The organism is Lacrimispora sp. BS-2 (assembly GCF_040207125.1).
In the GTDB taxonomy this organism is placed as follows: Bacteria; Bacillota; Clostridia; order Lachnospirales; family Lachnospiraceae; genus Lacrimispora.
On record NZ_CP157940.1, the window covers coordinates 2,840,858 to 2,859,079 of the forward strand.

An 18,222-nucleotide genomic window follows, 5' to 3' on the forward strand; every position below is an offset into this window, starting at 1 on the left:
GCTGTATAGCTGCCTCTTTTCGCACTGCTCATAGCCAGCGTTAATAGTCCTGGTTCTCCATATATTTCATGTATTTTACTACCATCAGGGCAATCTTAAAGGTGATGGCATCTTCAAATACGCGCAGATCCAGGCCGGTGCTCTTCTGAAGCTTGTCTAAACGGTAAACAAGCGTATTTCTGTGAATATAAAGCTGTCTGGATGTCTCGGATACATTCAGGCTGTTCTCAAAGAATTTATTAATTGTTGTCAGAGTTTCTTCATCAAAATCATCCGGAGACTTTCCGTCAAAAATTTCTTTGATGAACATGCGGCATAAAGGCAGCGGAAGCTGATAGATCAGACGTCCGATTCCCAGTTTGCTGTAGGCAACCACATTTTTATTGCTATAGAAAATCTTGCCAACATCCATGGCCATTTTGGCTTCCTTATAAGATCTGGAAACCTCTTTAATTTCGCTTACAATCGTACCGAATGCTACATGAACCTGGGTCATTGCTTCGGTATTGAGCATGTCCAAAACCGTGTTGGCTGTCTTTTCCAGATCCTCATAAGTTTCGCCTTCTTTTACTTCTTTTACAAGAATGATGTTCTTCTCATCAACGGCGGTAACAAAATCTTTGGTCTTTGCAGCAAATAAGTTGCGGACTGTCTCCAGTGCGTTCACATCTTTTTCATGCTGGGTTTCAATAATGAATACGACCCTCTTGATATTTGTTTCAATATGAAGTTTCTTTGCTCTGTTGTAGATGTCCACCAAAAGCAGATTGTCAAGCAATAAGTTCTTAATGAAATTATCCTTGTCAAATCTTTCTTTATACGCAACCAGCAGGCTTTGAATCTGGAAAGCGGCCAGCTTGCCGACCATATAAACATCATCACTTCCGCCCTTTGCGAGAAGAATGTATTCTAACTGGTGCTCATCTAACACTTTAAAAAACTGATATCCCTGGATTACCTGGCTGTCGGCCGGAGAATCCACGAACGCCAGGATTGAACTTTCATAATCTTCCGCATCAGGAAATGTGGTTGCCAGTACCTTTCCTTCTGTATCACAAATACACAGATCAATTCTCGTAATCCCTTTTAATCCTTCAATGGTTGTTTGAAGTATTTGATTCGAAATCATGGCATATTCTCCTTTTTCGTAAATTTACCTTATTATATATTAAAGCAAAAAGAAAAAAAAAGCAAGCGGGTAGAATAACCGCTTGCTTAAAATTTCATAAAATTTAGTTTAAAACTACGATTTCTGTATCTTTATCGAATACATGGATCTTTGTTAAGTCAAGAGCCAGCTTAATGGTATCCCCAGGTCTTGCTGTTGTACGAGGATTTACTCTTGCAGTAAAGTTTACATCTTCCACATCAAAGTATAAGTAAACTTCAGCGCCTAACAATTCATAAACTCTGATGGTAGCGTCAATTACGCTTTCCGGAGAAGATGCAAGGAAAGCTTCCTCATCATGTAAATCTTCCGGACGAATGCCTAAGGCTACGGTCTTTCCGATATAACCGGCATCCTCTAATTTTTTCGCTTTTACTTCTGGAAGAGCGATTGTATTTCCGCCAAATGTTAAAGTAACGTCGCTTCCTCTCTTAGCTACAGTCGCTTCAATTAAGTTCATCTGAGGAGCTCCGATAAATCCTGCAACGAATTTGTTGCCTGGCTTATCATATAAGTTCTGAGGAGAGTCAACCTGCTGGATCACGCCATCTTTCATTACAACGATTCTGGTACCAAGAGTCATAGCCTCTGTCTGGTCATGGGTTACGTAGATAATGGTTGCCTGAAGTCTCTGATGCAGCTTGGAAATCTCAATACGCATCTGGCCTCTCAGCTTGGCATCAAGGTTGGATAAAGGCTCATCCATTAAGAATACCTTAGGATTACGTACAATAGCACGTCCCATAGCAACACGCTGTCTTTGTCCACCGGATAAAGCCTTTGGCTTACGGTCTAATAAATGCTCAAGATCAAGGATTCTTGCAGCTTCATGAACCAGCTTATCAATCTCGTCCTTTGGAGTTTTTCTCAGTTTCAGACCAAATGCCATGTTATCATATACTGTCATATGAGGATACAGAGCGTAGTTCTGGAATACCATTGCGATATCTCTGTCTTTTGGCTCTACATCATTCATTAATTTCCCGTCAATGTAAAGTTCTCCAGAAGAAATGTCTTCCAGGCCTGCAATCATACGAAGGGTTGTGGATTTGCCGCATCCGGATGGTCCTACGAAAATGACGAACTCCTTATCAGCAATATCCAGATTAAAGTCCTTAACTGCTTCAAATCCGTTAGGATATCTCTTGACGATGTTTTTCAGTGATAAACTAGCCATTTACTAATCCTCCTAAAATAAAGTGTTTAAACTCTGATCTGAACCAACAGCCCCCACAGCTGCGGCCCTCGTTACTGAAACAATCATACATGAATTACTTTTCTTTTACCATATTGCTATTTACCAAAATACATTTGGGGCTTTTGGCTAATTTGTATAACGGGTTTTAAAAATGATTGAAACGTCAAAATATCAGGAGAAACGCTCAGATATTTCTGTTTATATTCGATAGCCAGAGTGTATTGTAGCCCAGTTTTAGTCACAAATCACAAGACGGCGCCAATAATTTTGGCACCGTCTTGTAAATCTTATACGTTGTGTCATCGCTTTCTCGCAAGAACGTTCAGCCATTTTACGTCAGAATGACCAGAACGCACATCCTCTGTTTCCCAAAGCTTTACGATATCAAACCGCTCATTATCTCTTAAAAGTTCAGTCATGGAATCCGCCGTAAAGTCGCTGAAATACCGTTTTCCTCTAAATCCCTCAAAGTCTCCCAGTTTAAAAGACATATAAAGGATTCCCTTATCATTTAAGGCCCTTGCTATCTTTGTAAGAATGTCAGACAGTTCCTTTTTCGGAGTGTGAAGTAAGGATGCACAGGCCCAGATTCCATCAAACACATTGTCAAAATCCATTTGTTCAAATGTCATCTGAAGCACTTCCAGACCAGTATGGATTTCTGCCAGCTTACACATCTCTTCCGATGCATCAAGCGGCGTCACATCATATCCCAGTTCATAGAAAGACAGGCTGTCCCTGCCTGATCCGCATCCCAAATCCAGAATCGTATCACCTTCTTCCAGAAGATCCAGAAATTCTTTCATAATTCCTGACATATCCTGGTTCACTGTTTCTTCAAATTCCTTTGCCGCATACTTATTATAATAGTCTATCGAGTCCAAAATAATCCTCCTGTTATCCTTTTACCCGTTATTTGATTCTTTCGATTTTACTTTCCGTTATCCTGACTTTTCCTTCTTTCAGAAGATGTCCGATTGCCCGCTTAAATGCATTCTTACTCATAGAAAATTCCCGCTTGATAATCTCCGGTTCTGCCTTATCGGTAAATGGCAGGCAGCCGTCAAACTGTGTTTCTATGATCTCAAGAACCTTGCCGGAATCCGTATCCATCTGAATATGAGCCTTCTGTCTGGGACTTAAATCCAGCTTCCCATCTTCTCTTACCTTAGTTACCCGTGCTGTTACCTCATCGCCTTCCCCATAATTTTCAAACACTTCTTTCCGGGGAATCAGCCCGTAATATTTATGATCCACTGCCACAAAGGCTCCCAGGCTTTCATTGATTTCATAAATGATCCCGGTCACCTGATCATCCTTTTTATAAGGTGACTGGTTGCTCATATAGGAATATACCCTCATGGTAGCAGCCAATCGTTTGCTTTTGTCAATGTAAAGGGCTACCAGCACCTTCTCTCCCTGCCTTACCTTATGGGTCTGCTCCTTAAAAGGAAGAAGCAGATCCTTTTCCAGTCCCATATCGAGAAATGCGCCGATCTTACCCACTTCCTTCACTTCAAGCACAGCCGTTTCACCCGCCTGAAGCTTCGGTGCTGCCGTGGTGGCTATCAGCCGGTCCTCTGAATCCTTATAGATAAATACAGGGATACTGTCTCCAGGCCCAGTTCCCTCCGGTACCTGCTTTTTGGGCAGAAGCACGGAAACTTCGCTGCCTGCTTCCTCTCCCAAATATACACCGAACTCCTTGACCCTCTGTACGACCAGGGTCTGCATCTTTCCTAATTCAATCATGTTACATCCTCTCTGTTGTTCCCCGCAGCCAAATGACTGCGTAAGCTGCTCCCCGTTCATCACACAGAGAAACCGTATATCCTTCCTCTGTCCGGCTTATACGGGGATAAACTGTATCTCCAAAGACTGCCGCTTTTTTATATTCCACTCTCAGTTCAGAAACCTCCATTTCATCCGGAAGCACCTCCCTGGCAATCTCTACATATTGAGCGTTATTGACATGGTGGTTCGTGTCAATATGGTGTTTTTGGGCAATGACCGGCTCTGTATCTTCATATTCCTCCGGCAATTGGATCTTACGGGAAGCATAGTCCATGGAAAGCCTCTTTTCATTGCCGCTTCCATATCCCCGGATGTCTTCCGGTTCAATTTTAACCGGACGTCCCTTTTCCGTATCAAACAAAAACCATACAGAATTGGCTCTTACCAGATAGTTTCCATTCTGATCACATATGGTAAAATTCCGGTATCCGTAAAACCCCTTAAAATCATAGGGCCAGGTACCCACCACGATCTTCTCTCCCAGCACGGGATAACGGTCCACCACAATCTGCCAGGAGGAAAGCCACCATGCCTTATGACGGTCTGTTAAATAGGAAATCCCAAGGCCGATATCCTCAGACTGAAACGTTGAGCAATCCTGCAGATAATTCATAATGCCTGTTAATGTCAGTCTGCCGCATTCATCTGTTTCACTGTAACGGACCCTGCTGCCGAATGTATACATTTCACACCTCTCATCAAAATTATATAACATTATAAAGCATTTTCATGCTCTTGTCCAGATAAACCCGAAAGAACCCTGCCCCGGTTACCAGAGAAATTCTATCAAAAAGGAAATTTTTAACAATTACTTAACAGCCTGTAATACAAAAAACGGAACCTTATAGGGTTCCGTTTTTCAGACTGGGCTACAAGGATTCGAACCTTGAAAATGACGGAGTCAGAGTCCGTTGCCTTACCATTTGGCGATAGCCCATTAATACAACGAGGTTAATTATATCCGATGATTGAAAAACTGTCAAGTATTTTTTTTCAATATTTTAAATTTAAAAAATCCCTGAAAAACAAAAAAAGCCTCGATCTTCCTGCTTCCGCTGGAAGATCAAAACTCATCAGAAAACTGGGCTACAAGGATTCGAACCTTGAAATGACGGAGTCAGAGTCCGTTGCCTTACCATTTGGCGATAGCCCATCAACGCAACGAATGTATTATACTATAGCTTTTCATTCTGGTCAAGCACTTCTTTTATCTTTTTAAAGATCTTTTAAAAAACAGCCGGTCAGGAAGAGCTTCCCGTTTTAGAAGGCTCTTCCTGGCTTTTTGTTGTACGGCTTTCTTCCGGAGAAACGGTCTTCCCGGTTTCCGGAACATTCTTCACCGTTTCAGACGTTTCTTCACTGGGAGGGGCCGGAGCCGTCTGATCGGGCTGACTTGTGCCCTCGCTCTCTTCTTCCGTCTCTTCCGGATCTGCATTCCCGTCTCCGATCACAGGAGTCTCAAAGATTCCCTTTACGGTTGTCTGTTTCCCTGTTTTAGGAGAAATACCGCCCAGGGTAAAGGTATATTCCATTCCTCCCTGAAGCCCTGTCACATGAATCTCACAGGAGTAGGAATCCGTATCTCCCACTTTGGCGGAATAGGAATTTTTATCCCCGTCATTTACAGAGACCGTAGGATTTTTCCATTTTACTTTGGTTTTAAAATAAACCATAACAACGCCGTTGTCATAATCCACATAATCGATTTTAATCTTTTCCGTTGATACGACTTCCTCTTCTGAGGTAGTCTCTTCTGCTATAGTTGCCGCTGTGGAGGCGGTTGGCTGAGTTGGGGAGACTTGCGTCGGCGACTGGCTTTCTGTCTCCGAGGCAGATGCAGCCGTCTTGGATTCTTCCGGCTCAGAACTCTCCGCTATGGTCTCCGGTTCCGTCACAGCCTGGGTTGTATTCGCCGGGGTTGTTTCTTCCCCCGCAGCAGTCTTTCCGTCCACCGCATAAGAACGTTCCGTTATTACTTTTGCAATCTCTTCCATAGTAAGAGGCGCCAGTGCTTTCATATCCTCCATGGAAAGAGAAGGGTTCTGCAGGATCAGCTCCCTTAAAAAATAGGCTTTTCCATAAGAAATCTTATATTCTTCTGCCAGTTGCTTTACTTCATCTTCTTCCATGACCTGCTGGTCGTACACAACTGCCTTCAGTTGTTTTTCCTCCAGTGTACTGCGGATGTCATTAACCACCGCATGGCGAAGGCCCTGGGCCTTGCTGATGCTGTCATTGGACACCGTAACCAGAATCGCATTATCCAGCTCACTTAAATAACCATGGGTAACCATGGAACCGATCACAGCGTTGACGGCCGTGTTCAAGTCCACACCCTTTAAATCCATGTCCTGCATGATGCTTTCCCCGTCTTCATTGAGGGCCTTTGCCGCCAGGACCTTATTCCTTTTATTTACAGATAATTCCACGCTTGGATTTACGTCAATTCCAATGACTGAATCAACTTTTCCATTTTGATACGTATAGGTTCCCCCTGCCAGAGCGATCATGCAAAAGCATGCAGCCACCAGGGTAGCAATGACCCTCTGCCTCAGAAAAAAAACAGAACGTCTTTCCTTCTCTGCCTTTATCTGAGGCGTACTCAAGTCAATCCGTTCCAAAACATTAGGAGTCAAGTCACTGGCCGCAGATTTTAAGCAGGCTTCAATCTGTTGTCTATTCAGTTGTCTGCGATTTAATTCAGCCATCTTAAAGCCTATTCCTCTCTCAAATAGTTTTCCAGTTTTTTCATTGCACGGTTATATCTGGAAAGAGCTGTAGCCAAAGGAATCTTAAGGCTGGCGGCGATCTCTCTGTGCTTCATACCTCCGGAGGTATGAAGGAGAACGATCTCCCTTTCCTCTTCCTTAAGAATCTGCAGAGCGGCAAGAAGCACCATCTTATCTGCCGCCATCTCAATTTCAGGGCAGACTTCACCTGTTTCCGCCCCTGTTAAATCCTCCAGTGTAACATCCGAATCATGTTTTTGCTCACGGAATTTCATATAGCATAAATTCCGCGCTATGGTAAACATCCATGCCAAAGGCTTCCCCTGGGATTTATAGCCTGACGCAGAAGTCCATATCTTAAGATATACCTCCTGCATGATCTCCTCTGCATCCTGGGGGTGCCTTACAATAGACAGGATAAAACTGTACATTGTCCGGTCCGTATTCTGATATAGCTGCCGAAAGGCCTCCTGGTCTCCAACCGCAACTTTTTTTAGAAGCTCTTCGTCGTTCAAACGCCCATAATCCTCAGGCTCGCCAAGGCTCATCAATCCCATAAATAACATGGATCCGATTTCCTTTCTACTAAGTTAATGCGGAATACTGTCATCTTATTGCATAATCTGGAAAATTTTTATTACCTTATTTTTCCACTCCAAAACCGCTTTCCGCCGTTATGATCAGACAGCACCGTTTATCTATTTCGGTTACCTTTTTCGTGACTTCTTCTTTTAACCAATCCTTCTTTTCCCTGTCATATTCCCGGGGCACCACCAGATCAAAGATCAGATTGATCTGGTTTTTTCCCTCTACCATACGAAAATCGTGGAAAGAAATTCTGGAATCTATTTCCTCCAGCACATGTTTCACCATGTTCCCAAATTCCATAACCCTGGAATCTTTTGTCTCTACCGGGTCCATATGAATTACCAGAAATATCCCAAACTTTCTTACTGCTTCCCTTTCAATGGTATCAATAATTTCGTGAGACACTTCTATATCAACATCATTCGGCACCTCTGCATGAATGGAAGCCATGCTCCTGGAAGGTCCGTAGTTGTGTACAATTAAATCATGACTTCCTATAATACCATCGTAGCTTTCTACAAATTCTGTGATCTCACCATATAGCTTCGGGTCAATGGGTTCTCCAATGAGAGGAGTAAGGGTATCCTTGGCTATTTTCACTCCTGCCCACATGACAATGACAGAAACCGCAATCCCTATGATTCCGTCAATATTAAGCCCCCATATTCCATAAACCAGGATCGAAAGAATTGTGGCAGAAGTGGTTATTACGTCCCCAAGGGAATCTGCCGCTGTTGCTTTCATGACCGCAGACTGAATTTTTTTTCCCAGAGTATTGTTAAATAATGCCAGCCAAAGCTTTACACAGACAGATAACAGTAATATGACTACAGATACAGCCTTAAAAGTCATCTCTTCGGGATAAATGATTTTCCCAATGGATGTTTTTAAAAAAGAAAAACCCACCTGAATAACCAAAAAGGCTACAATAAAGGCAGCAATATACTCCACTCTTCCGTGTCCAAAGGGATGATCTTCATCCGCCGGCTTACCGGCCATTTTTACACCCACAAATCCAACAACAGAAGAAGCAGCATCAGAGAGGTTATTAAAGGCATCTGCCATTACAGAGATACTGCCTACCAGCATTCCAACAAAAAGCTTGGCGCCAAATAGCAGAATATTGCAGCAGATACCCACAATACTTGCCATAAGCCCGTATCGGGTCCGTACCTGGGTATCCTCTGTGTTTTTATAGTCTTTAACAAATGTCCGAACTAAAAAATCTGTCATAGTACTCCTTTTCAGCGTTTATTTCCGTAAAAGCAACGAGCCAAGATAAATCCCGCTTGACTTTTCGATTGCCCTCAGGGGGCAATATCCAATAGACCACTGCGGGGTATTAGACCCTTAATATCGTACCTGCTCAAGAAAAAGCCCTTCCGGCGGTGCCGTAAAGCCTGCCCCATTCCGGTCTTTTGCATTTAAGATTTCCTTCATCTCTTCCGCCTTACGCTGTCCTAATCCCACCTCGACCAGCGTGCCCGTTAAGATCCTGACCATATTATATAAAAAGCCGTTTCCCGTATAACGTATCAGAAGCCGGCTGCCCTGCTGTTCAAAATCAATCCGCTTTAAAACCCTGACCGAAGACTTCTTCATTTTCCGGTTAGCGCAAAAGCTCTTAAAATCATGTTCACCTGTAAGAAACGATGCGGCCCGTTCCATGGCCTCTATATCAAGCTCCTTAAATAATCCATAAATGTATTTTCTTTCAAATACCTGCTTCTTTTCACCCATTTCGATCCGATACAGATAGGTTTTTTCCTGGGCATTCAGACGGCTGTGAAAGCGTTCTGCTACTCGTTCCACGGTTTTTACACGAATGTCTTCCGGAAGATATTGGTTTAAATATTCCATGATCTCCTCTTCCTTCAGCCTGGTATCCCCATGAAAATTAGCCACCTGAGCCAGTGCGTGAACGCCTGCATCCGTTCGTCCTGAACCATGCACCTCCACTGCCTGTCCCATCATTCGCTCCAAAACATGCTCTATCTTCCCTTGTATGGTCTGTTCCGTATTTCCCTGTTTCTGCCAGCCGTCGTAACGGCTTCCGTCGTATTCCAGAATCATTCGATAATTTTTTATCATATTGTTTTCGACCTTCTTCTATATTTAAGCAGAAAAGCAGCCAGAAAAATCCCAAAAGCCACTCCTGTGCAATCCAGCCACACATCAGATATCTGGCCAGATCGTCCCTCTACCATAAGCTGTATGGTCTCATCTACAAATGGTACCATAAATCCAGTTGTTAACCGTATAAAATATCTTCTCTCCGCCGGGAAGTCATAGGACCGTATACATCTGTACAGCAAAATCCCCAATAAGGTATATTCTGAAAAATGCGCGGTTTTACGGATTATGTGCTCTGTCAGCCACCATGCACTGATTCCCATGGATCCAAGTGATTTCTGTGCCACCTGAAGAACCCATCCGCTGTCCGCCGATGAAATATCCGCCGGCTTCATGGAATTTGAAAATATGAACAGGACATAAAGAACGGCCGCCGCCGTCCATATCGCCTTCTTTTTCATAGCCGTCACCTTAAAAATCCGCTTTTTTCCGCCGGTTCCATGATTAATGATAATGCCTCCTGCTTTTCCAGCCCATAGCCGATCCGGATCATTCTCTCAGAAAAATACATGAATATTCTTTTCCTCAATCTTCCATATTTTATCATAATTTCATCTATTATAGTACAACAGCAGTTATAATACAAGGACAGGCATTAAAAAAATCCCCAAAAACGGCCTAAAACCGCACATTTGGGGAAATTCCTTTTATGGTCCTATGGTAACTGGTACGCCTAAATTACAGTAGCTCCATAATACATCCATGTCATTGTTATCCACTGCAACACAGCCATGAGTGGTTCCGTCAGGAACCCTGCAGCCATGAATCTCAATGGCTCCTCCAAGGGGCGTATCCCATGGCGGCTGCTTGCCTTCCTTATTGGCCTTTATTATTTCATCTCTCTGGGCCTCAGTGATAATGCCGTCCGCATATCCTCTTTCCGCATCCTTAATGGCCGGATAGGAAAGGCCCAATGCAAGATAAGCCACGCTCTTATCATTTCTCGTACATACATAGAACTCCCCGCTGGGTGTCCTCATATCACCCTCTACCTTTTTATTTCCTTCCGCTGAAGCCGCGCCCAGGGAAACCGGGTATTCTGCGATCAAGACTCCATTCTGCTTTAATGAAAGCGTCTTCGTTCTCTTGCTCACATATATGGTCACGTTATTTGTTGAACCGGAATTGCCGGAGGTAATATTGGCACCGGGACCGGATACCGGCTCTGCGTACCCTGTAACAAGGGAAGATGCCGCCAAAGCGATGACCAGAATGGCTGAGATAAGACACTTATATCCTTTTCCTGCCCATTTCATCATTCTTAACACTCCTTTTTTTGTTACATTATACCATCCATTTTGGAAACTATCATTTACAATATTCTTACATTTCCATCCAAAATTTACCGTTTTCTATATTCCATCTGTTTAAATTAAGCATTCTAAGTAGGCCAGCGCAGCATCCAGGCAGCCTTCCACTCCCACCAGACTGCTTTCCAGACAAAGGTGGTAATTCTGTGCCTTGCCCCATTCGCATCCGGTATAATACTGATAATAATCTCTTCTCTTTTTATCTATCTCCCGGATCCGCTCTTCCATAACTTCCGGATTGACACCTGTTTCAAGAGTATTCATCCGGTTAATCCGGTTTTCCATTTTGGCATACACAAACAAATTAATACTGTTTTCCAGAACTCTGTCCGCGCATCGTCCCACAATGATACAGGGGCCCTGTTCTGCCAGCTTTCGTATCACACGGGACTGGGCCAGAAAGATCTGATCTGACATGGAAACTTCATAAACCGTGGAGAAGGGAGAATAATGATACTGTTCCAAAGATTCCTGCTGAACGGGGAGATGTTCGTCATAATGCAGAAATGCCTCTTCTGCCAAATCACTTTCTTCCGCAGATAAGGAAATCAGCTCCTTATCATAGAATGGAAGTCCCAGCCTTTCAGCCAGATTCATGCCCAACTCTCGTCCGCCGCTTCCAAACTCCCGGCTAATTGTAATCACCTTATCCAACATATGCTCCTCCTTATCTTCTGCTGAGTAATGCTCGTCTACCCATCATATTTTCTGTATGGCAAGATATCTGCAAGGCTGTCAAATGGGCTTTGGATCTCCTGTTAATCTTAATAATCTTAATATATTTGCATTTTACCACATTCTTAAATGCATGTATACCACAATTAAGTCCTTCTTATTCACAGTTAAGGAAAATTCTTGAAAAGTATTGGGGCAGAGAAAAGCCCTCCAATCGCAATCCTGCCATTGGAAGGCTTCTAAAAACAAGCTATTGTCAGCCTGCCGGCTGTTTGAACTTTATCTTATCGGTAATGCAGAGTGTTAAAAGTTAAATACGTCTTCCCAATCAAATCGTTCTGATTCATCTAAACTTTTAGGCCAATGACTGCACCATTTTGGCACACCGGGAGTTTCAATTCTGTCAAAGCTTGGTGTGTACGGTTTTATATCAAGCACAGGCGTTCCGTCATTTGCATCAATATAAGCAATTTGAATGATGCCTTTTGAGAGGTTGATATCAATGACCTGTGCCGCAGTTAATGCAATAGGATTGGGCCGAACAGGCGACCTTGTGGCAAATGTGCCCATGACAGCTGGAGCATTTTTATACGGCTGGGGCGTTTCAAGGGTACTTCTTGCTTCCTCATTATCAAAGTCACTGAACCACCATATAACATTGATATGGCTAAATCCGTCTAGTGCCTGCAGCGCAGGAATATACCTTGGTTCAAGTCCAATGAACATTCCATCTTCGTTTACGCTGATTTTGCCGATAGGGCTTACCTTAAAATTCTGCATAATGCATTCCTCCATATTTAAAATAAATTTACCTGCAAATTCAGTGTAGACCCTCACATCATGTGAGAGTCAATCATAAAAAGCATCCTGCAAAATCTGCAAAATGCTTATATTTTCTCCAATGGTATCTGGATTTCGGTCAGGTAGTTATCAGGACTATCCTCATTCCATGGTCCCCGGTGGACAATCTGCCTGCTCTGTCCCCTCATTTTGTATTGGTTATGTGCCTGCATCCAGTCTGCAAAAGCAAGATATGCACCCTTTATGTTTTCAAAAGACCCATATATCATAGTACATGCCATAATGGGCACTGGTTCTGTGTTTCTATAGGTAAAACCGCACAGATTCTTTCCTGTTCTGGCTACGGGGGCGCATATTTCAATGTCAACGCCCGTTTCTTTATAATCTGTATCATGATAGACCGCAAAGGTATTGGCCGAAATAGGGATATTATTTTCTTCTGCAAAGGCCGACATTTCTTTCCACATCTGGCCCTCGGCATAATAATCCTGAACGACCCGCCTTAAAGAAAACACCTGATAGCTGGGTATGGATTTAATGGAAACATTGTAATGTATCGCAATCTTTTCCTGTAAAATATCTCTCTTTGCAAGTTCGATTTTCGATAGCCTGTCCTGCTCCGCTTTTATCGCTTCCTCAATTTCCAAACGCTTATTATCAAGCTGATTTGTTATAAATTCATCATTCCAATGATTAAGGGCAGCCGCAATTTCAGAAACAGTAAACCCTAAATCCCGTAAGAATATTATTTTATTTAAAACAGGGATTTGTTCTGTGGAATATAGTCTGTAGCCTGTAAATTTATCTATTTCTGCTGGTCTTAATAATCCTGTTTCATCGTAGTATCTTAGCATTCGGATCGATACCTGTGTCAATTTGGAAAACTCGCCTATTTTAAACATGTGCACCACCTCTATAAGGACTGATTATACCGCAAGCAGAATCAAACTGCAAATATAATGCAACACGCAAAAATAGCGGAAACCCCAGTGAATAATGGCTTCCGCTATAAATAAAAAGAGCGAGAGACGGGACTCGAACCAGCGCCCCCGGCCTTGGCAAGGTAACTTATTCTATATTCACATAATACCCGCTTCAATATGGTTTTTGCAATTAACCGAATAACCTACTTAGTCTGCCACAGGCTGACCTCCTGACTGATATCCCACAGATCTTTATAAAGACCGTGGTTAAGGCGAAGTGTATCATGCTTTCCTGACTCTGCAAGCTGGCCATGATTAAGAACGAGAATTTGATCCGCAGTTTGAACAGCGGACAAGTTGTGTGCTATAATAACGAGTGTTTTATCTTTAATCAAATGATTGATTGCCTGCTGTATCAAGGCTTCGTTTTCTGGGTCTATACTGGAGGTCGCTTCATCTAGCAGGATAATCGGAGCGTCTTTCAGGATGGCTCTTGCAATAGATATTCTCTGCTTCTGTCCACCGGAAAGTGTATTTCCTCCTTCTCCAATTACCGTGTCAAAGCCATTCTCCATTTCCATAATAAAATCATAGCAACAGGCTTTTTTCGCCGCCTCACTAAGTTCCTCCATGGATGCGTCCTGCTTGCCAAAACGAATATTGTTGGCTATGGTATCTCCAAACAGATATACCTTCTGAAATACCATACTGACATAAGAAAGGACTTGATCCAGAGACATATCCCGTATGTCTATACCTCCAATTTGAATCTTTCCCTGTGAGACATCATAGAAACGGGGAATCAGCTTTGTAATGGTGCTTTTTCCGCTGCCGGAGGGGCCGACAAGTGCCACAGATGTATGCTCCGGCACATGAAACGACAAATCCTTCAACACTGGTTCTTTTCCATAGCCGAACGTTACATGATCAAATGTGATATCAAAGCAATCAGGTATGGCACCAGCCGTTTTTTTAGGATTGCCTTCTAATCCAGCATTGGTGATTTCCTCCACACGATCCAGAGAAGCCTCCATTATGCGCAGCATAGGCGTTTGGGAAGCACACTGCTCAAGCCCTGCAAACATTGTCAAGGAGGCAACCAGAAGCATCAGATAGGTGGATAATTCAAGACTTCCGGAAAGTGCTGCCAAAGATGAAGCAAGGGCTATCGCGCATCCTGCCAGCTTTACAATCACCTGGAAAATTGACACCCACTTTACAAACCCGCGTTCCACCTGAAAGGAATGTATGTTGCTGTTATGAAACGCGTCAGAAATGCGCTTTGCCTGTCGGCTTTTCATGCCATATGCTTTCGCCGTCATGATTCCCTGTGCATATTCAATAACAGCCGCGCCCAGCTCCGCCTGGGTGTTCTGCCGAAGAGGCCCCAGCTCTTTACCCTTTTTCTGAAGCACAGCAAAAACAATGATCGACGGTAATAATACCACAATGGCTGTAAGTCCTATCCGCCAGTCAAAAGCAAACAGAAACACCGCTGTTATAGCAGTCATCAAAAACCCGTTTACAACCTTATCCAGAATAAACATAACATACATCTCGATAAAACCCAGATCGGTGGTCACACAGGCAGTTAAATCACCTTGCTTGTGTATATCAAAAAACGACATAGGTGCCTGCCTCAACAGGTTGCCAATTTTCAGGCGGTTTTCCGCAACCATTTCAAATCCTGCGGAGGATTGAAATCTGGATAACAAATAATGAAACAGTATCCGTCCCATGAGCCCAATCAAAAGTAAACCGGTGGTGACTGCCACCTCCCTGCCGGATATGCTGCTGTTGACAGCGTAAAAGATTGCGATCAATGGGAATACGTTAAAAATGCCGTCCATAAACCCGAAGGCAAAGCCCCAAAGAATGCGCGGCTTTAGGTTGCCGGACATTTTGAGTACACGGCGCAGCAGCTTAATCATGTTCATTCCCCCCAATACTCCATGTCTCTGCACTGACACAGGCATTCCATAGCCTTGTGTAATGCGGGCACCGCTGCAGCAGCACGGCATGGTTTCCGCTGTCAAGCAGTTTCCCGTGATCCATTACGAGAATTTGTTTCGCACCTGCAACGGTCTTTAGCCGATGCGCTGCCATAATGACAGTTTTTCCTTGTACCAGCTCCTGTAAGGCCAACTGCACCTTTCGTTCGTTCTCCATATCCATGCTGGCGGTAGGCTCATCTAACAGCAGAATCGGGGCTTTTTTCAGAATGGCACGTGCAATGCAGACCCGTTGACGCTCACCACCGGAGAGCAAATCGCCGCCGCTGCCTACAACGGTATCCAATCCCTCTTTCAGCCTGTCAATGATTTCCCCGCATCCGGAAGCCTGCACCGCTTTCAAAAGCTCGTCTTGCGTTGCACTGGGCTTCCCCAGCAGGATGTTGTCCCGAATACTCATGTCAAACAGGAAATTGTCCTGATCGACAATGCTGATACTATTCATCAGCTGTTCCTGGGGAATATCACGGATGTCCCTGCCACCGATGCATATCTTTCCGCTGTCTATATCCCAAAATCTTGAAATCAGCCGCAAAAACGTGCTTTTTCCAGAGCCAGATTCCCCGACAATCGCTGTAATACCGGAGGATGGGAACTCTGCGCTCACGCCGTCCATCACAAGGGCTTGGTTGTAGGAAAACCGGACATTTTCTGCAGTAATCCCGTAATCGCTTATTTCTACCAAAGCAGAAGCATATTGGGGTTCTTCCTGTGCAAGAAAATCATGCACCTCACGTTCTGTTTTAATAATAAGGGCAAAGTTATCAATAAATTCAGTTAGCTTAATCAGCGGTGAAATTAGCGCAAACGAGAGCAGGATGAACAAGAGCAGGGTCGCTAAAGAAATCTCACTCCGCCCAAGTAAAACCATGCCTACCGGCAAAACACCGATAATAGCAGAAGGTAAAATCACATAGTATGCCGATTTATAGAGCCAGTTGTGCCGATACCATCTCAGTGTGAACTCCTTGTAGCCGTTAACAGCATGATGAAGCTTTTCAAAGCTGCTGTCCGCCTGATTAAAAATCTTTATGACGTCAATTCCATCAATATATTCCACCACGGTTTGGTTGAGAACATCTCCCGCCTTCATAAACTGCTCATATCGCTGCCCATATCCACGAAACATAGCTTTCATAATCAATATTCCTATGGGAATCGTAATCAGAGCGCTGAAAGCCAAACGGACATCCATATACAGCATGAGAACAAAAGCCATTAAAAACGCAGACAGGTTGCCGGTTACCTCTGGAATTGCATGGGCAAGGGGGTATTCCAGCTTCTCCACCTCATCCAGTACAAGGTTTTTATATTCACCCGATGAGTACTTCCGAATTGTGCCCATAGAGAGCCGGCTCATTTTATCGGTTACACTTTTGCGAATGTTTTCAAGAATTTCAAAGGTGTACCGATGGGATATGAGCGTACTTCCACTGTGCAGTATCCCTTGGAGAATATATGCTGCTGCAGACAAGGCAATTGAGAGCAGCAAATTTTTATAGGTCAGTCTTCCTGAAAGATAGCTGCTGGCAATCTGACCTATCATGAGATAGGGAACAAATCCACTTACAACCCCAAGAATAGACAATAGGGCAGAAAGCAGCATATGCCCCTTTTTCCCTTGTGCAAAGGTCATGATTCCCCCCACAGCGGAATGTTTTGCAGCAGTTTCTGTATTCAACCTCCCTCACCTCCTAACAACTATTTTTTCTTAGCCTGATTTATACAGTCCTTTACCGCAGTCTTGATTGCATCACTGGTCACCGTAGCAGAGGTAACCGCATCCACCTCCCAAGTTAACTCCTCCACGATTTTTGGGGGCAATTCTTCAATCGCTCTGTCACCAATACCAACGGTTTCGTTGTGATCGGTTACTTTTACAGAAAGGATGGATCCCTGATCAAACTCCACCTCCACTTCCACATCACCGGCATACCCTTCGGCGGCAGCCGTATAAGTTCCAGCTTTATAAGTATCCGCAGAACGGCCGCAGCCGGCGAGAAGTGTCAAGATACACAATGTCGCAGCCATCACTAAAGTCATTTTTTTCATTGCTTATTTCCTCTGTTTTCCATTTTTTGATTCTATTTTTGAAATACCTGTCCTCTTACGCCGTAAGGCAGACATACGGGAACATCCAGAACAGGATGACGAATCACCGCCGCCTCCATATCGAAAACCTCCCGAAGCGTCTGGGGTGTAATCACATTCTCCGGCGAACCGGTGCTGTGTTTTTTTCCATCCCTGATTGCCACTAAATAATCGGAAAACATCATGGCGTGATTCAGGTCATGGAGAACCATAACCACAGTAACACCCTGTTCCTTATTTAATTTCCGCAAAAGCTGCAGGATTTCCAGCTGATGCGAAACATCCAGATATGTAGTTGGCTGATCCAGAAACAGGATATCTGTTTTTTGTGCTAACGCCATGGCAATCCACCCCCGCTGCCGTTGTCCGCCGGAAAGCTGATCCATTTCCCGGTCGGCAAGCTCTGTCATGCTTGTGCTGGACAACGCCCATCGGATGATTTCCTGATCTTTTGATGTAAGCCCTGACAGCTTGGTGCGGTGGGGAAATCGTCCGTATTCCACTAAATCGCTCACTGTAATACCGGAGGGCGTTTGGGCTCCTTGGGGAAGGAGTGCCAGCTTTTGTGCCACCAGCCTGGTTGGCATACTGTGAATGGACTGACCTTCCAGATAGACTGCTCCGCTGTCCGGCATAATAAGGCGGGACATGGTTTTCAAAATGGTTGATTTGCCAGAGCCATTGGAGCCAATCAGGGTTGTTATTTTCCCTGCGGGAATGTCAATATCCATGTCACGGAAAACCGAAATGCCGTTATACCCGGCGGACAGCTTATCAGCTGTAATACATGATTGCACAAT

The 18,222-nt window shown here is 43.9% G+C and carries 18 protein-coding genes and 2 tRNA genes; all 20 read right to left on the bottom strand.

The features are described from left to right. Positions 1-40 precede the first annotated feature (40 nt). A complete protein-coding gene (locus tag ABFV83_RS13405; protein WP_013271513.1) occupies positions 41-1,129 on the bottom strand; it encodes a helix-turn-helix domain-containing protein in 1,089 nt (362 codons plus the stop codon). A 103-nt stretch (positions 1,130-1,232) separates the two neighbouring features. Next, positions 1,233-2,345, bottom strand: a complete 1,113-nt coding sequence (ugpC, locus tag ABFV83_RS13410; RefSeq protein WP_349944500.1) for a sn-glycerol-3-phosphate ABC transporter ATP-binding protein UgpC — start codon at positions 2,343-2,345, stop codon at positions 1,233-1,235. A 320-nt stretch (positions 2,346-2,665) separates the two neighbouring features. After that, positions 2,666-3,250 carry a class I SAM-dependent methyltransferase gene (locus ABFV83_RS13415; RefSeq protein WP_349944502.1) on the bottom strand — a complete coding sequence of 195 codons (585 nt, stop codon included), beginning with the start codon at positions 3,248-3,250 and terminating at the stop codon, positions 2,666-2,668. Positions 3,251-3,278: 28 nt separating this feature from the next. Continuing rightward, complete coding sequence (locus ABFV83_RS13420) at positions 3,279-4,118, bottom strand: S1-like domain-containing RNA-binding protein (protein ID WP_349944503.1); 840 nt, start codon at positions 4,116-4,118, stop codon at positions 3,279-3,281. Position 4,119: 1 nt separating this feature from the next. Beyond that, entirely contained in the window at positions 4,120-4,845 is a 726-nt protein-coding gene (locus ABFV83_RS13425; RefSeq protein ID WP_349944505.1) for an acyl-ACP thioesterase domain-containing protein, read from the bottom strand. Between the two features lie 179 nt (positions 4,846-5,024). After that, positions 5,025-5,097: transfer RNA gene (locus ABFV83_RS13430), tRNA-Gln, on the bottom strand. Between the two features lie 144 nt (positions 5,098-5,241). Next, positions 5,242-5,313: transfer RNA gene (locus ABFV83_RS13435), tRNA-Gln, on the bottom strand. A gap of 88 nt (positions 5,314-5,401) precedes the next feature. Next, the gene (locus ABFV83_RS13440; protein ID WP_349944506.1) at positions 5,402-6,868 is read right to left on the bottom strand and encodes a hypothetical protein; all 1,467 of its coding nucleotides are present in this window, start codon (positions 6,866-6,868) and stop codon (positions 5,402-5,404) included. Between the two features lie 8 nt (positions 6,869-6,876). Then, entirely contained in the window at positions 6,877-7,455 is a 579-nt protein-coding gene (locus ABFV83_RS13445; RefSeq protein ID WP_349944507.1) for an RNA polymerase sigma factor, read from the bottom strand. 76 nt (positions 7,456-7,531) lie between these two features. Further along, positions 7,532-8,710 (bottom strand): cation diffusion facilitator family transporter, encoded by a 1,179-nt coding sequence (locus tag ABFV83_RS13450; protein WP_349944508.1) that lies wholly within the window; start codon positions 8,708-8,710, stop codon positions 7,532-7,534. A 117-nt stretch (positions 8,711-8,827) separates the two neighbouring features. Beyond that, positions 8,828-9,568, bottom strand: a complete 741-nt coding sequence (truA, locus tag ABFV83_RS13455) for a tRNA pseudouridine(38-40) synthase TruA (protein ID WP_349944509.1) — start codon at positions 9,566-9,568, stop codon at positions 8,828-8,830. Continuing rightward, complete coding sequence (locus tag ABFV83_RS13460) at positions 9,565-10,011, bottom strand: VanZ family protein (protein ID WP_349944511.1); 447 nt, start codon at positions 10,009-10,011, stop codon at positions 9,565-9,567. Before ABFV83_RS13460 ends, truA begins: the two co-directional genes overlap by 4 nt. A gap of 246 nt (positions 10,012-10,257) precedes the next feature. Further along, positions 10,258-10,869: a L,D-transpeptidase family protein gene (locus tag ABFV83_RS13465; protein WP_054740721.1), complete on the bottom strand. Its 612-nt coding sequence runs from the start codon at positions 10,867-10,869 to the stop codon at positions 10,258-10,260. A 108-nt stretch (positions 10,870-10,977) separates the two neighbouring features. Beyond that, entirely contained in the window at positions 10,978-11,574 is a 597-nt protein-coding gene (locus ABFV83_RS13470; RefSeq protein WP_349948921.1) for a cytidylate kinase-like family protein, read from the bottom strand. Between the two features lie 324 nt (positions 11,575-11,898). After that, complete coding sequence (locus tag ABFV83_RS13475) at positions 11,899-12,375, bottom strand: SAM-dependent methyltransferase (protein WP_349944513.1); 477 nt, start codon at positions 12,373-12,375, stop codon at positions 11,899-11,901. Between the two features lie 107 nt (positions 12,376-12,482). Beyond that, positions 12,483-13,298 carry a MerR family transcriptional regulator gene (locus tag ABFV83_RS13480; protein ID WP_349944515.1) on the bottom strand — a complete coding sequence of 272 codons (816 nt, stop codon included), beginning with the start codon at positions 13,296-13,298 and terminating at the stop codon, positions 12,483-12,485. Positions 13,299-13,522: 224 nt separating this feature from the next. Then, positions 13,523-15,250, bottom strand: a complete 1,728-nt coding sequence (locus tag ABFV83_RS13485) for an ABC transporter ATP-binding protein (protein ID WP_349944516.1) — start codon at positions 15,248-15,250, stop codon at positions 13,523-13,525. Then, positions 15,243-17,012, bottom strand: coding sequence for an ABC transporter ATP-binding protein (locus tag ABFV83_RS13490; protein WP_349944518.1), 1,770 nt, complete (start codon positions 17,010-17,012; stop codon positions 15,243-15,245). Before ABFV83_RS13490 ends, ABFV83_RS13485 begins: the two co-directional genes overlap by 8 nt. 20 nt (positions 17,013-17,032) lie before the next feature. Further along, complete coding sequence (locus ABFV83_RS13495; protein ID WP_349944520.1) at positions 17,033-17,383, bottom strand: FMN-binding protein; 351 nt, start codon at positions 17,381-17,383, stop codon at positions 17,033-17,035. Between the two features lie 32 nt (positions 17,384-17,415). Then, complete coding sequence (locus tag ABFV83_RS13500; protein ID WP_349944522.1) at positions 17,416-18,219, bottom strand: ABC transporter ATP-binding protein; 804 nt, start codon at positions 18,217-18,219, stop codon at positions 17,416-17,418. Positions 18,220-18,222: the final 3 nt, after the last annotated feature.